This is a genomic window from Shouchella phoenicis (genome assembly GCF_047238345.1).
In the GTDB taxonomy this organism is placed as follows: domain Bacteria; phylum Bacillota; class Bacilli; order Bacillales; family Bacillaceae_D; genus Shouchella.
In genome coordinates this window covers 3,027,651-3,041,002 of sequence record NZ_JBDFMQ010000001.1, presented here as the reverse complement: position 1 = coordinate 3,041,002, position 13,352 = coordinate 3,027,651, and the positions used below count along the sequence as shown (strand labels likewise).

Here is a 13,352-nt window from a genome sequence, read left to right as displayed (position 1 = left end):
CATGTCGCTTTTGGAAATAAAAGATTTACATATAAATTTTAAAACGTATGGTGGAGAAGTCCAAGCTGTTCGAGGTGTGAACTTAAAGCTTGAAAAAGGAGAAACCCTTGCCATTGTTGGGGAAAGTGGTTGTGGAAAAAGCGTAACGGCACAAAGCATCATGCGTCTGCTCCCAAAAGGAATTTCTAAAGTGAAGCAAGGCGAAGTTTGGTTCAATGGAACGAATTTGCTTACGTTGTCAGATAAAAGAATGAGACGGATTCAAGGAAATGATATTTCGATGATTTTCCAAGATCCGATGACGTCTTTAAACCCCACGCTTAGCATCGGAACTCAGCTAACAGAAGGCATTCGCAAGCACACGTCCATCTCTGCATCAGCAGCGAAAGCAAAGGCGTTGGAAATGTTGACAATCGTCGGCATTTCCAATGGAGAAGATCGCTTAAAGCAATATCCACATGAATTTAGTGGCGGTATGCGTCAGCGTCTTATGATTGCAATGGCGCTCATTTGTGAACCGGACATTTTGATTGCTGATGAGCCAACCACAGCACTAGATGTCACGATTCAAGCGCAAATCTTATCGCTCTTTAAAGAGATTCAACGTAAAACAGGCGTTGCCATCATCTTGATTACCCATGATCTTGGGGTTGTCGCTCAATTAGCGGATCGAGTTCACGTGATGTATGCAGGAAAAGTAATTGAATTAAGCGATCGCCGGGGGCTTTTTTATCAGTCCGCTCATCCTTACACAAAAGGGTTGTTACGCTCTATTCCTCGATTAGACGATGCAAAAGAGGAACTTGTGCCAATTTCTGGGACACCACCAGATTTGTTTTCACCACCAACAGGCTGTCCGTTTGCGGCTCGTTGTCACTACGCGATGGATGTTTGTCGTCATCACATGCCTGAGATGACAAAAGTGTCCGAGACTCATCAAGCGGCATGTTGGTTGCTTGATGAAAGGTCAAAGCAAGTATTTAAAGAATTAGCATAAAAAAAGGGGGAAACAAAATGAAAAAGAAATGGTTTTTAGGAACTGTTGCAGCCACGATGATGCTAAGTGCTTGTACAACGGGTACGTCAAATGATAACGAACCAAACGAGAACGAGGGAACCGAAGAAAACGAAACCGGCGATAAAGTACTTATTGTGAATAATGGTGCTGAGCCTGTTAGCTTAGATCCACAAATTGCGTTCGAAACGGTTTCGAGTGCACCATTAAATAATATTATGGAAGGATTAATGCGACTAAATGCAGATCATCAGCCTGAAGAGGCAGTGGCAGAGCGGTACGAGGTATCAGAGGATGGGTTAACCTACACGTTTTACCTTCGAGAAAATGCAAACTGGTCGAATGGAGATCCAGTGACAGCTGAAGATTTTGAGTATGCCTGGAAACGACTTGTTAATCCAGATACAGGCTCGCCAGCTGCTTTTTTAGCAAACTTGATTGATGGCGCAAATGAATTTTATGAAGGCGAAGGCTCTGAAGATGACGTGATGGTGACGGCTGTTGATGAAAAAACGTTAGAAGTGGTTCTCAATAGTCCGCAACAATACTTCTTAAACTTGGTAACCAATCCTTCATTCTTTCCCGTTCATAAAGCCACTGTAGAGGAAAATGATGCATGGCATCAAGAAGCAGATACGTACATTAGCAATGGACCATTCGAATTGACTGGCTGGGATCATAATACCGAACTACGAATGACACGTAATGAAGAATACTGGGATGCGGATTCTGTTGCCCTTGATGGAGCGACTTGGCTCATGGTAGAAGATCAAAATACTGCCTACAGTTTATTTGAGCAGGGCGGACTTCATTCAACAACGCCTCCAGCGGATTTGGCGGAAGAGTTAATTGCTAGTGGAGAAGTGGATTTATATGACCAAGCAGGAACCTATTTTTATCGGTTCTTAACGACAGAAGAACCTTTTCAAAATAAAAAAATTCGTCAAGCATTTGCTAAATCTGTTGACCGACAAACGATCGTGGATAGCGTGATTCGTCAAAATCAAAATGTTGCAAATGGCTTTGTGTCCTATGGATTTCCGGAACCTTCTGGTGAAGATTTTAGAGAGGTAGGCGGTGACTTATTTGCATACGATGTAGAAGAGGCACAGCAGCTCCTTGCTGAAGGAATGGAAGAAGAAGGGTATGATGAGCTTCCGTCTATTACAATTTCGTATAGTTCTGGACCTCCTGAACATGAGCGGATTGCAGAAAGCTTACAGCAGATGTACGCCGAAAATCTTGAGGTTGATGTAGATCTTGAAGTAGTAGAGGCGAGTGTATTTTTAGATCGTCAACGTGGGTTAGAAATGCAAATGTCTCGTTCCTCTTTCGTGGCAGACTATGCTGATCCTATTAACTTTTTAGAAAGCTTTGTGACAGATAGCTCCATGAATCGAACAGCATGGTCAAACGAAGAGTATGACCAATTAATTGCTGATTCTAAAGCTGAAGGAGATGAGGAGCGGAGATTTGAACTTATGCACGAAGCGGAAGCTTTAGTATTAGAAGAAATGCCGTTCTTTCCACTGTATTTTTATAACCAGCCAGTATTGGAAAATGAAGCCGTTTCAGGCATTGTTCGCCACCCAGTTGGGTATACAGAGCTAAAGTGGGCAGATTTAAACGAATAAATTATTAGGGGAGAAGTTCTAGCTCTCTCCCTTTTTCCATTTGGAGGGTGACATGAAGACCATTTATCCTAAGGCATTACAAAAAGGCGATACAATTGGAGTAATCGCGCCAGCTAGTAAACCGCTTCAAGCAAATATTGAGAAGGCTATGAAAATTTATGAAGAGATGGGGTTACAAGTACTCCTATCTGAACATTTAACAGATGGTTTTGGGTATTTAAGTGCAGAAGATTCCCAACGTGTTAAGGCGTTAGAAGATATGTTTTTAAATGATGAGGTGAAAGGAATTTTTTGCGCGTGCGGTGGCTACGGAACGCCACGAATAGTCGACCAAATTTGTTACGACATTATTAAGGAAAACCCAAAAATCTTTTGGGGCTATAGCGACATCACGTGTCTGCATACGGCGATTTACCAGCAGACAGGACTCGTAACCTTTCACGGACCGATGATGAGCTCTGATTTAGCAAATGAAGTTGACCCCTTAACAATGGCAGGATTAAAACAAGTTATGTCCCCTACAGCTCTTACGTTGGAGGAACAAGATCAACCAGTAACGAGTCTGCAAGGTGGCTACGTGAAAGGACCTCTTATTGGAGGCAATCTTACGTTGTTATCCAGTTTAATTGGGAGCCCTTACGAAATAAATGCGAAAGGTGCTCTTTTGTTTCTTGAAGAAATTGAAGAGGAGCCGTACCGGATTGATCGCATGTTAAATCAGCTAAGACTCGCAGGTATACTTGATGATGCAATTGGTTTTGTAATCGGTGATTTTAATCAATGTACACCGAAAAAGCGACATCGGTCTCTTCGTTTAGAAGATGTATTCGATCACTATTTAAATCGAAGCGGAAAACCGTGCATAAGAGGATTTCCAATCGGTCATTGCATGCCGGTTTATTCTGTACCTTACGGGGCTTTAGCAACTCTTGATACACACAAAAAAACGTTAACAATTGAAGCGGGAACGAGGGAGTGAGAACATGATAGAAAAGCGCGTAAGTGTTCCGATATCAACAGTCTGGACGACAAACACATCCCCACGACCAATTGATCAACTGATTACAGAAGAGCCTTATCGAATAGATGTGTATTTAGCTACTATGTCATATGAAGACCGTCTTCAGCTGTGCACAGACAATCTCGCACAGACACAACTTTTATTTAACGATCGAGTCGAAGTTTTAAATGAAGAAAACGGGTGGTCCGAAATTGTAATTCCTGATCAACCGACAGTGAAGCATGCAAGCGGATACCCAGGTTGGGTGCCAAGTAGACAGCTTACTGTCTTAAACTATGAAAACAATGAGCAAAAAAATGTGTATATTACGAGTCAAACCGCTTGGCTTTATACGATTCAAAAACAGCGTTGGCTCCATCTTAGCTTTGGAACAACATTTGAAGTAACAACCGCTGAAGATGACTGGATTCGTGTTCGCACGCCGCTTGGAGAAGGGTATTTGAAGAGAGAGGAGGCTTCGTTTCAGCTTTTTGAAAAGGATGGAACGACCTTTTTAACAAATGCAAGGCGATTTCTCGGTCTCCCTTACCTATGGGCAGGGATGAGCGGTTTTGGGTTTGATTGTTCCGGTTTTGTTTATCGAATGTATAAAAGTAGCGGCATCATTATCCCAAGAGATGCATCGAATCAATTTCAAACAGGAATCACGGTGAATGAGACGGATATGGAGCAGGGGGATTTGCTTTATTTCGCTTATGACGAAGGGGCAGGTAGCGTCCATCACGTAGCGATGTACGCTGGAAATGGAAAGATCATACACGCACCTAAAACAGGAAAAAATGTTGAAGAGATTGCGCTAAGCGGGACGATTTATGAAAAAGAATTATGTGGCGTTAGAAGATATAGCAGTTCCTCATTATGGGAGATGAATGCGTCATGAAAACAGAAGAGATGATGGTAGAGTTAAAAGATGTAAAGAAGCATTTTTACATTCGAAAAAATCAAACGCTTAAGGCAGTGGACGGTGTCTCATTCTCAATAAAAAAAGGTGAGATGTTTGGCTTGGTTGGTGAATCGGGATGTGGAAAGTCGACATTAGGACGGACAATACTAAGGCTCTATGAACCAACTGAAGGATTCATTACTTTTAAGGATCAAATTGTTCATCAGGCAAATGCCCAGCAGAAGAAAGAACTTGACCGAAGCATGCAAATGATTTTTCAAGATCCATATGCCTCGTTAAATCCCCGGTCAATGGTGATGGATATCATTGCCGAGGGTTTAGATGTTCATCGGCACTTAAGAGGAAAGGAAAGAAAGGAACGGGTATGGGAGCTGTTAGAAACAGTAGGTTTAAGCAAAGAACATGCCAATCGGTATCCCCATGAGTTTAGTGGGGGACAGCGTCAACGTATTGGAATTGCTCGGGCACTTGCATTACAGCCAGAGTTTATTGTAGCGGACGAGCCAATTTCGGCTTTGGATGTATCGATTCAAGCGCAAGTAGTAAATTTGCTGCAAAAACTTCAGCGGGAGCATGGATTAACGTTTTTATTCATTGCTCATGACCTTTCGATGGTACGTCATATTAGTGATCGAATTGGAGTCATGTATTTAGGGAAATTAGTTGAATTAACAACAAGTGAACAACTTTATAAAAAGCCACTGCATCCCTATACGGAAGCGTTATTATCGGCGATCCCCATTCCAGACCCTGATCTTGAAGATAAACGTAAACCAATTCTATTAAAAGGAGAAATTCCTAGTCCTATTTCACCACCTAGCGGATGTGTGTTTCGGACAAGATGTCCCAAAGCAATGGAAAAATGTGCTATGATGGTACCAGAAATGAAGGAGTATGAACCTGGTCATTATGCCGCATGTCACTTGTACGATGAGAAGTCTAACTGGGACCATGATGAAGTAGCGATGACTAGAGAATAGTGTTGGAAGGGGTAACGTGAATGAAGCGAACCACTCCTGCTTTTGGTTTTATCGCTTTCCTTTTTTTTATGACCGGTTGCGATACAGAAGTAGAAGCGACTTCAATGGAAATAACACCTTTAGGGAAAATGGAGCATGTTGAGGAGATGGAGCGAACGGCACAAGCGAATCGTTTTTATCAAACAACAACAATACGTGCAGTAGGCGATATATTAATCCATGATCGTGTTTATGACGATGCTAGAATAGAAAATGGCTTTGATTTTACTCCGATGTTAGAAGACGTCGCTCCTTATTTACAAGAGGCAGACGTAACCATTGCGAATCAAGAAACGATGATTGGTGGGGAAGAAATCGGTTTATCTGGATATCCTGCTTTTAATTCTCCATTTGAAGTTGGTGATGCATTAAAAGAAGCAGGTGTTGATGTTGTTACGTTAGCAAATAATCACACGTTAGACCGTGGGCCCCAGTCTATTATGAATGCGCTTCAATATTGGGATGAATTAGATATGGTTTACACAGGATCATTCCGAGATAAAGAAGATGCAAACGAGTTACGAATTATTGAAAGTGGAGGCATCTCGATTGCTGTCTTAAGCTATACATATGGTACAAATGGGATTCCTGTTCCAGATGGAAGGGACTATCTTGTTAATCTTGCAGATCCTGCTCTTATGGAAACCCAAATATCAGAGGCTAGCGAGAAGGCCGATGCAGTTCTTGTTGCTTTACATGCAGGAGATGAGTATGTAGACTATCCTAATCAACAACAACGGGATTGGGTACAAATTGCTGCGGACAATGGAGCAACAGCGGTATTAGGCCATCATCCACACGTTCTTCAACCTGTTGAATGGATTGAAAGAAAGCATGAGCACGATATGCTTGTTGTCTATTCACTTGGGAATTTTTTGTCTGGTCAATATGACCACCCAAGACGTGTGGGAGGCATCTTTCATTTTGAATTAGAAATGGTTGAAGGTGAAAAAGCAAGAGCTGTAAATCCTGCGCTTCTTCCTACTTATGTTCAATTTGAAGAAGGGGATCGCCATTATCGTGTGACACCTATGAAAGACCTAACGGACAGTGAGTTACCAGATGTTGATACGCATCTTGCAGATGTTGAAGCGCATATGAGCCAATGGCTACCAGAGTTAGACGTCATGACAGAATAGGAGTAATTGGCTATGTTACGAGTTATTGGACTGTATGTATTTGCCCTATTGTTTTTTATGGCAGGTATCGGTCATTTTGTAATTGATTCATTTTTCATTGAAGCGATGCCTGAATGGGTTCCGTTTCGCCCGTTTATTGTTTATGCTTCTGGGATTGTTGAGATGGCACTTGCCGTCTTACTTGTGTATAAGCCGACTCGTTCAAGAGCCGGTATATGGACAGCGATCTTTTTGATCCTCGTTTTTCCAGTAAATCTCTATATGGCATTGGTGCCAGAACAGTTTAGTTTACCTGCTTATGCTTTATGGTTAAGATTGCCCTTACAGTTTTTACTGATTTGGTGGGTTCTGAAAGTAACGAAATCATAATTACGAGATGTAGATGAACATATTGAAAAGACGATTGGTCCAATAGGATCAATCGTCTTCTTTTATTCATCGGCCTCTATTATTGCTCTTTCGTCTTCGGGAACATGAGGTCCAAATGTTTAATATGGTTAGAGCCCCAACTATGCATTGCATCTAGAATCGGTTTTAAACTTTCACCGTAAGGCGTCATCGAGTATTCAACTTTTGGTGGGATTTGTGGATAAACTTCACGTTGAATAATGTCGTTTTGTTCGAGTTCACGTAGTTGCGATGTGAGCATTTTTTGTGTAATACCAGGAATTGCGCGTTTTAACTCATTAAAGCGCATTACATCTTCGTGTAACAACTGAAACAAGATTTTATGCTTCCACTTGCCGACTAAAATTTCAAGAGCCGTATCTACTTGACAGGAATTCTCCATATCATCCACCTCATATTTAGTATCTTTTTATATACTATAGTACAAATAAGTGCGTACTTCCAATAATTAAATTGACCGTATACAATTTTCTTAACGTTGTATTCTATAAAATAAGGAGGCGTCTATCGTAATGTATGAACGGATGATCTTAGGTGAAGTGGAGTTAACTGTAACAAACTTGGATGAGTCATTGAATTTTTACCGTGACATAATAGGGATTAAAGAAGTAAAGGTGGAAGGACAAAGGGCTGAACTTTTTGTAAACGAAGGAAGCAGTCTTTTAATTCTAAATGAAAACCGTGATGCGAAAAAGAATCCTGGTCAACTTTATGTAGGTCTGTATCATTTTGCTTTATTGTATCCCGATCGTGCTTCGCTTGGAACACAACTTCTCCACTTACAAAAGAAACAAATCGATATAGGTGGTGCCGACCATTTAGTGAGTGAAGCCATTTATTTAGATGATCCAGATGGAAATGGGATTGAACTTTATTGCGACCGACCCCGAAACAGTTGGACGTACTCGGAGGACGGTTCTATTCGGATGGATACGATTCCACTAAATGTACAAAGTCTCCTTGATCTAGCTGGAGAGTGGAACGGTATACCGAATGGGTTAACAATGGGTCATGTTCATATGCATGTAAAGGATTTAACGGAAACGGAACAATTTTATAAAGACGTACTCCAATTTAATACAATGACGCATTTTGGCCAGCAGGCACTCTTTATGTCTGGGACAGGCTATCATCACCATTTTGGGTTTAACACGTGGGTAAGAAATAAAATCACCGCGCCAGAACCATTTGTTGGAATGAGTCGGTATACGGTAAGAATGCTTGATAGTAAAGAGTTTCATGCTTTACGGTCAGCGCCAACTGTTAGAGCCGTTTTAGTTAAAGAGGACGAGACATCGTTTACAATACAAGATCCATCGGAGATGTTCATAAAATTTACACATGAATAAGAAGGCAGTTTTCTTGAGATCTCTAAATACGCTCTGTAAACTAAGTGATTAGAAGTACAGATTGAAAGGGGAAGTGCTATGACAACTTTTTTTGAAGCGATTCAAAATCGACAGGCGTATGTGGATCTTTCTGCTGAAGCTGTTGTGTCAAAAGAACGTATTATTGAAGTGATTGAACATGCGATTAAGTATGTACCAACACCGTTTAATTCTCAGTCAAGTAGAGTATGGCTTATCACAGGTGAGCGGCACGAGCAATTTTGGGCGCATGTGAAACAATTGAAGACCATTAGTGAGGAAGAACGTGAACAGCTACATCATTATGAAAAAGGATACGGCACTGTTCTCTTTTTTGAAGATTACGCAGCTATTTCAGAAGCACAAAGAAAGAACCCAAAATACCTTGAATATTTTCCAACTTGGTCAAATCAATCGTCTGGCATGCTCCAGTTTACGGTTTGGAACGCACTACAGGTAGAAGGATTTGGTGGGAATTTAACACATTACGAGGCATGGACCACTGAATCCGAAAAAGACAAATGGACCATTCCATCTACATGGGATTTAAAAGCGCAGCTACCATTCGGGAAACCAAATGGGAAAGCTTTAGATAAAGAAGAAGTCGATATGGAAAAGCAATTCAAATCGTTTGAATAATAAAATGAAAAGCGCAAAGGATGGGCTATAAGATAAACCATCTTTTGCGCTTTTTCATTATTTCTGCAGCTTTTCTTCTTTTAGAGTTGGGTAAATTTTCGTCGGCTCCGTTACACGGTCGTCTGTAATATGAACTTGAATCATTTTGTTGTGCTTCATAAATTTAAAGATCCCGTTATTGAAATCTGTTCCGGTTTCTTTAAAGAAGATGCCTTCATACTTTGCCATACTTGAGTGTGAAAACATAAGTGCATAGCCTTCCTCGTCTTCTACGAGATAAGCGCGAACTCCTTTTTCAAAATGACCTTCCAGTCCTTTAATGGCGCGGTCACAAGATACAACGTGGAAATCAACAAACGGAATTTCTCTTAATAGAACATTCATAAACGAGCCTTTAGTAATTTCTTCCCATCTACTCTTAGCTGTTTGACCAATAATAATTTGAGTAATATGGTGTTCTCGAGCGATTTCTGCGATTACTTTTACAGACGGTTTCTTTTCATTGTCACGAACAATAAATTCCTCTGCATCGCATTCTTCCGCAAGTTCCTTCCAACGATCAACATAAGCTGATTTCTCAGCATCTAATTCATCGTAAGGTAGTGCATCTACCGTTAATATATAGAGTGGACAATCTAGCATCGTAGCGATTTTTGCGCCTCGTCTAATAAGACGCTCGCCGTTTGGACCATAATAGACGCAAACTAAAATGCTCTCATCCATACGTCCTTTAGCTTTTTTCATGAAAGAGTTCACCTCAGCTTAATAATGTGATTCTAAGAACATAGAAATTGTGAATAAGACGGATCGTAGTCACTCCCTCAGCTGCTCTTAGCGACTGAGGCATTGTTGAAACTAGGTAATTATATAACGTGATTCCATAAATTTCAATTGCTTTCCGAAAAAAGTTTGAACTATTTTTTCATCTATATAAGATGCAGCGAATCCAATTTTGATTGGACGCTTTAAAATGTGACGATTTGGACACAACTAGTAAAGTTCAAGGCATATTCGGTGCATCGTAACTAAAAATAGTATATACTTTTCTGTAGAAAGTAATCATTTACTTAGGCATGTGATCGATTCCCTTCAATAAAAACCCTCCTAAATAACGATGATGGATGTACAATGCACTCGTCTACATAGATTTTAATCGATACGGTTTGGCGCGCAGTCAGGTTGCAAAGCTGCGCGATTTTGGTTTGTCATACCGTTTTGAATAAGTCATTGTCCCCATCTTACACCCACAAAATACGAAGCACAAGCATTGGTTAGCATTGTTTTCTAAGGGTAAACTTGTAAGGATTTATTAAAGCGATATGTATGTTTTTATAGATGATTCAATGTTGTTGCAGAGGAGGTTTTTGTGTACATGTTAAATCTTGCTATTGTTTTACCATTTATTGTAGCGCTCATTGTGCCGCTATTATATAAAACACTAAAGCGCGTACATACAGGTTGGTTTGTTTTACTAGTGCCAATTGTACTTTTTATTTACCTTGTCCAATTTATTCCTAATGTTGCTAGGGGAGAAGTCCATCTAAGCGAAGTTCCTTGGATTCCGTCATTAGGGATTAACTTTACCGCCTATTTAGATGGTCTAAGTTTAATTTTGGCTTTACTTATTACTGGAGTAGGGAGTCTTGTGGTCCTGTATTCCATTTATTACTTATCGAAAGAACGTGAGTCATTAGGCCATTTCTACGTGTATCTTCTTATGTTTATGGGAGCCATGCTAGGCGTTGTCTTTTCAGATAATTTAATGGTGCTCTATCTATTTTGGGAATTAACGAGTATTTCATCGTTTCTTCTGATTGCGTATTGGTACCATCGACGTCAATCGCGCTATGGTGCTCAAAAGTCCATGTTAATCACCGTAACAGGTGGAATTGGGATGTTGGCCGGTTTTATTATGCTCTCCACGATGATGGATACGTTTAGTATACGAGAAATTATCGCAAACGTTTCACAATATACCGATCACACACTATTCATTCCAGCTATGTTGTTAGTGTTATTAGGCGCATTTACGAAATCAGCCCAGTTTCCGTTTCATATTTGGTTGCCTGACGCGATGGAAGCACCAACGCCTGTTAGCGCGTATCTTCACTCTGCCACTATGGTTAAAGCGGGTATCTACTTAGTTGCGCGGTTCACCCCGGTTTTCGGTGGTGATGCGGTGTGGTTCTGGGTTGTAAGTATTGTCGGGATTGTTACACTATTCTGGGGTTCCTTTAATGCTGTGAGGCAGACGGATTTAAAAGCGCTTTTAGCGTACTCCACGATTAGCCAATTAGGCTTAATTATGAGTCTACTTGGGATTGGTTCGGCAGCGATGTATTTCGATGTTGCAAACGGTGAATCCGTTGTCTATTCAATGGCTATTTTTACTGCTTTGTTTCATTTAGTGAATCATTCCACTTTTAAAGGTGCGCTCTTTATGGTCGTTGGAATTGTCGACCATGAAACGGGTACACGTGATATCCGAAAACTCGGTGGTTTAATGGCAATTATGCCAGTTACCTTTACACTTGCAGTCATCGGAAGTTTTGCGATGGCAGGTTTACCACCGTTTAATGGTTTCCTAAGTAAAGAGATGTTTTTCACGAGCGTACTTGATGTGACGCAGCTATCGTTTTTCTCTATTGATACATGGGGAATGCTGTTCCCGGTTATAGCCTGGATTGCAAGTGTCTTTACATTTGTTTACAGCATGATCCTTGTCTTCAAAACGTTTCTTGGCAAACATCAGCCAGAAAAACTGGAAAAAACAGCCCACGAAGCTCCAATAGGTATGTTAATTTCCCCAGTTATTTTAGCAAGTTTAGTCGTGGTGTTCTTCTTTTTCCCGAACGTTATCGGGGAATATCTCATTCAACCAGGCTATGCAGCCGTCATGCCTGCATTTGTTGGTATTGAAGGTACAGAAACCATGTTTAATATCTCTGTTTGGCACGGAGTGAATACAGAGTTACTCATGACGTTAGGTGTAATTGGTTTTGGTATAGTGCTGTATCAGCTATGGCCAAAATGGCAGGGCATTTACGCTCTGTTCCCGAGAAAGTTAACGCTAGACAATTTATATAATTATTCATTAATTACGGTTGAAAACCAATCAACAAAAATGACAAATCGCTACATGACAGGAAACATGTATCATTATATGGTATATATTTTCCTTGCCATCATTGTCGTCGTTACAGGTGCTGTAGCGTATACTGGTGCCATTCAAATTGATACATCAGACAATGCACCAATCAGCATTTACGAAGGATTTTTAGCAGTTGTTATGGCGATTACAGCCTTAGCAATTCCGTTTGCAAAATCAAGGTTAACTGGAATTCTGTTAAATGGTGTATTAGGTTACTTGCTTGCATTATTCTTTGTGTTTTTCCGTGCTCCAGATTTGGCGTTAACCCAGTTAGTTGTTGAAACGGTTTCGGCGGCACTATTCTTATTATGTTTCTATTTCCTACCAGAGTGGGAGAAAGAAAAACGTAGACCGCGAATTAAAGTGATGAATGCTATTATTGCGGTTTCGGTAGGAACATTAGTAACCGTATTAGCTCTTTCCGTACAAAGCAATCGTTTCTTTGAATCAATCTCGTCCTTTTATGAAAACGCGTATGAGCTTGCTGGCGCGCAAAATATAGTCAATGCGATATTAGGTGATTTTAGAGCGTTTGACACAATGCTAGAAGTGGTTGTCCTTCTTATTGCTGGTCTTGGCGTATATGTATTAATCAAGTTGAAGCCAAAAAAAGATGAGAGGGGGCAGGACGTTGAAGGCGAATGACGTAATTGTTCAGACCGTTTCCAAAATAGCTGTATTTATTATATTAACGTACGGTGTCCATTTGTTTCTTGCTGGTCACTATGAGCCAGGTGGAGGCTTTGTCGGTGGATTAGTTCTTGCCTCAGCATTTGTTTTATTGTTGCTTGCATTTGATATCGATACAGTTCGAAAAGGGATGCCGATCGATTTTAAAGTATTAGCGGCAGTAGGCGCATTTCTCTCAGTCGGAACGGGCTTAGCCGCGCTTGCCTTTGGTGTTCCATTTTTGAGCCAAACGGAAGTATCTGCTACGTTACCAATCCTAGGAGAAATCCCCTTGGCTTCTGTTGTATTATTTGAAGCTGGCGTGGCGTTAGCTGTAATTGGGACCGTAGTAACGATTATTATTAGTATAAGTGAGGATGTATAGC

13 protein-coding genes are annotated in these 13,352 nt (G+C 40.7%); 11 read left to right on the top strand and 2 right to left on the bottom strand.

Features of this window, described 5'->3' with window-relative positions; all coding sequences use genetic code 11:
• Window position 1: 1 nt before the first annotated feature.
• The 7 genes from ABC361_RS16340 to ABC361_RS16310 are packed head-to-tail and all read left to right on the top strand — an operon-like array spanning window position 2 to window position 7,101.
• A complete protein-coding gene (locus tag ABC361_RS16340; RefSeq protein WP_413074916.1) occupies window positions 2-997 on the top strand; it encodes an ABC transporter ATP-binding protein in 996 nt (331 codons plus the stop codon).
• 17 nt (window positions 998-1,014) lie between these two features.
• Entirely contained in the window at window positions 1,015-2,649 is a 1,635-nt protein-coding gene (locus ABC361_RS16335) for a peptide ABC transporter substrate-binding protein (RefSeq protein ID WP_413074915.1), read from the top strand.
• A gap of 52 nt (window positions 2,650-2,701) precedes the next feature.
• Entirely contained in the window at window positions 2,702-3,628 is a 927-nt protein-coding gene (locus tag ABC361_RS16330) for a S66 peptidase family protein (protein WP_413074914.1), read from the top strand.
• Between the two features lie 4 nt (window positions 3,629-3,632).
• Window positions 3,633-4,550: a C40 family peptidase gene (locus tag ABC361_RS16325; RefSeq protein ID WP_413074913.1), complete on the top strand. Its 918-nt coding sequence runs from the start codon at window positions 3,633-3,635 to the stop codon at window positions 4,548-4,550.
• Window positions 4,547-5,554, top strand: a complete 1,008-nt coding sequence (locus ABC361_RS16320; protein WP_413074912.1) for an ABC transporter ATP-binding protein — start codon at window positions 4,547-4,549, stop codon at window positions 5,552-5,554. The genes ABC361_RS16325 and ABC361_RS16320 overlap by 4 nt, the downstream gene beginning before the upstream one ends.
• Window positions 5,555-5,574: 20 nt before the next feature.
• Complete coding sequence (locus tag ABC361_RS16315; RefSeq protein WP_413074911.1) at window positions 5,575-6,732, top strand: CapA family protein; 1,158 nt, start codon at window positions 5,575-5,577, stop codon at window positions 6,730-6,732.
• A 12-nt stretch (window positions 6,733-6,744) separates the two neighbouring features.
• A complete protein-coding gene (locus ABC361_RS16310) occupies window positions 6,745-7,101 on the top strand; it encodes a DoxX family protein (RefSeq protein WP_413074910.1) in 357 nt (118 codons plus the stop codon).
• Between the two features lie 79 nt (window positions 7,102-7,180).
• Here ABC361_RS16310 and ABC361_RS16305 read toward each other — a convergent pair whose 3' ends face one another.
• On the bottom strand, window positions 7,181-7,522 hold the full coding sequence (locus tag ABC361_RS16305; RefSeq protein ID WP_413074909.1) for a winged helix-turn-helix transcriptional regulator: 342 nt from the start codon (window positions 7,520-7,522) through the stop codon (window positions 7,181-7,183).
• A 130-nt stretch (window positions 7,523-7,652) separates the two neighbouring features.
• On the opposite strand from ABC361_RS16305, the gene ABC361_RS16300 reads away from it, so the two are divergent.
• Both ABC361_RS16300 and ABC361_RS16295 read left to right on the top strand, forming a co-directional pair.
• Complete coding sequence (locus ABC361_RS16300) at window positions 7,653-8,489, top strand: VOC family protein (protein WP_413074908.1); 837 nt, start codon at window positions 7,653-7,655, stop codon at window positions 8,487-8,489.
• A gap of 78 nt (window positions 8,490-8,567) precedes the next feature.
• On the top strand, window positions 8,568-9,146 hold the full coding sequence (locus ABC361_RS16295; protein WP_413074907.1) for a nitroreductase family protein: 579 nt from the start codon (window positions 8,568-8,570) through the stop codon (window positions 9,144-9,146).
• A gap of 57 nt (window positions 9,147-9,203) precedes the next feature.
• On the opposite strand, the gene ABC361_RS16290 is transcribed toward ABC361_RS16295, so the two are convergent.
• Complete coding sequence (locus tag ABC361_RS16290) at window positions 9,204-9,890, bottom strand: universal stress protein (protein WP_413074906.1); 687 nt, start codon at window positions 9,888-9,890, stop codon at window positions 9,204-9,206.
• 622 nt (window positions 9,891-10,512) lie between these two features.
• Here ABC361_RS16290 and ABC361_RS16285 point away from each other — a divergent pair.
• Window positions 10,513-12,942: a Na+/H+ antiporter subunit A gene (locus ABC361_RS16285; protein WP_413074905.1), complete on the top strand. Its 2,430-nt coding sequence runs from the start codon at window positions 10,513-10,515 to the stop codon at window positions 12,940-12,942.
• Window positions 12,929-13,351, top strand: a complete 423-nt coding sequence (locus tag ABC361_RS16280; protein ID WP_099303563.1) for a Na(+)/H(+) antiporter subunit B — start codon at window positions 12,929-12,931, stop codon at window positions 13,349-13,351. Before ABC361_RS16285 ends, ABC361_RS16280 begins: the two co-directional genes overlap by 14 nt.
• Window position 13,352 lies beyond the last annotated feature (1 nt).